This is a genomic window from Streptomyces atratus (assembly GCF_040655115.1).
Taxonomy (GTDB): domain Bacteria; phylum Actinomycetota; class Actinomycetes; order Streptomycetales; family Streptomycetaceae; genus Streptomyces; species Streptomyces atratus_D.
In genome coordinates this window covers 1-1,486 of sequence record NZ_JBFAJH010000140.1, presented here as the reverse complement: position 1 = coordinate 1,486, position 1,486 = coordinate 1, and the positions used below count along the sequence as shown (strand labels likewise).

Sequence of the window (1,486 nt, the reverse complement as noted above, 5' to 3'; positions counted from 1 at the left end):
CGGGCCCCGCAGTCAGAGTCCTGGTCTTGCGCGTGGCGGCCGAGAACCCGGGATGGGGCCATCGGCGCATCCACGGCGAACTCACCCGCCTCGGCTACAAGATGGCCGCCTCCACCTGGAACATCCTCAACCAGGCCGGCATCACTGAAGATTGACCGATTCTCACCGAACTTTGCCTGCCTCTCCGAAGAGGCCTTCGTGATGGTTCCGAGCGAACCGCCCCGTTCCCATCGGGAAATACACGCTACAAGGCAACTTTTGGTCATGACTTCTTCAAATTCCGTTCTGAGGGCGTCTTACGGGCAACTGGCCGGTTGGCGGGGTCTGCGAGACGGGTGTCGCGCTTCCGCCGGGTGCCTCCCCTCGCTGTCACACGCCGCCTGAGCAGCAGTGGTGCGTCTTGGGGGAAGTTGCTCCATATGTCCTGAACGAACGTTGGGAGTGCATTGTTGCGCCCGTTAGTGTCCATGGCACTTAAGGCGCTGTCGGCCAGGCAGAGCCTCTTGCTTCCAGGGGGAACGTTGAACAGACGATTCGCAGTCGGGCTCTCCTCTGCCGCGCTGCTGTGCGGGACGATCGCCTTCACCGCCCCGACTGCCCACGCGGCAGCAGCCGGCACCTGCTATGGCTCCTCGTGTACCGGCATCGAGCCCAACGGCACAACGTGCGCCAATGACGCCATCACGGCCAAGCAGGTGACCTCCGGAGGACGCACGATCCAGCTCCGCTACAGCCCGTCGTGCCGCGCCGCCTGGGGCAAGATCCTCGGTGCCAGCGTGGGCGACTGGATCTCCGTGAGCAACTCAAGCGGTACCTACCGCGAACGCCGCGTCAACTCCGGTAGTGACCAGCACACGGTGATGGTCAACGACGCGGGCATCACCTCATACGCCTGCGGCTTCCGCAACGAGACCGTACTGCTGGCCTGTACAGGCTCATACTGAGCCGCCGGCTGACGCCGAACAGCACGAGACGTCCCGGGCTTTCCCCGATCCTCTCAGGGAAGGTCCGGGGCTGAGGCTGCTCACGCCGATGTGCTCAGCACATCCTGGGGATCGGAATCCGCTGCCTTGCCAGCTGACCAGCAGTCGAATAGGTCAAACTTCGGGCTCTCCGCGCGTCCATGCGACCCTGAAGCGCGAAGGCGTGCACGTGGGCCGCAAACGGATCGAGCGCCTGATGCGCGAGGCCGACATCGCGGGCATCAGCCCGCGGCGCAAGGGTTTCACGCGCCGTGATCCGGGGGCCACGCTCGCCCCGGACCTGGTCGAGCGCGCAACAAGGGTTTCTACGAAAACTCGACCGTCCACAACGGCTACCAAGGCAGCAGGATCAGTATCAAGCACTGTATCAAGGGAAGGAACCTGTGAGCCGTGGAGCGTCTGGGCACTCTGAAGTTCCCCCCTGATCTTGGACAGCGGTTGCTTACGCTGCGGGGGTGAAGTCGTGCTGCAGTCTGGCTCGGGTTTCGAGTGGGGTGAGGTAC

Annotated in this window: 2 protein-coding genes; both read left to right on the top strand. The window is 63.9% G+C overall.

All coding sequences use genetic code 11. From position 1 onward, the window contains the following. Nucleotides 1-521: 521 nt before the first annotated feature. A complete protein-coding gene (locus tag AB0I23_RS41455) occupies nt 522-944 on the top strand; it encodes a DUF2690 domain-containing protein (protein WP_359118443.1) in 423 nt (140 codons plus the stop codon). Between the two features lie 88 nt (nt 945-1,032). Further along, entirely contained in the window at nt 1,033-1,395 is a 363-nt protein-coding gene (locus AB0I23_RS41450) for an IS3 family transposase (RefSeq protein ID WP_436847084.1), read from the top strand. Nucleotides 1,396-1,486: the final 91 nt, after the last annotated feature.

Excerpts from the sequence above, each read along its gene's own strand:
- AB0I23_RS41450 (WP_436847084.1), top strand. The coding sequence starts at position 1,033 with ATGTGCTCAGCACATCCTGGGGATCGGAATCCGCTGCCTTGCCAGCTG.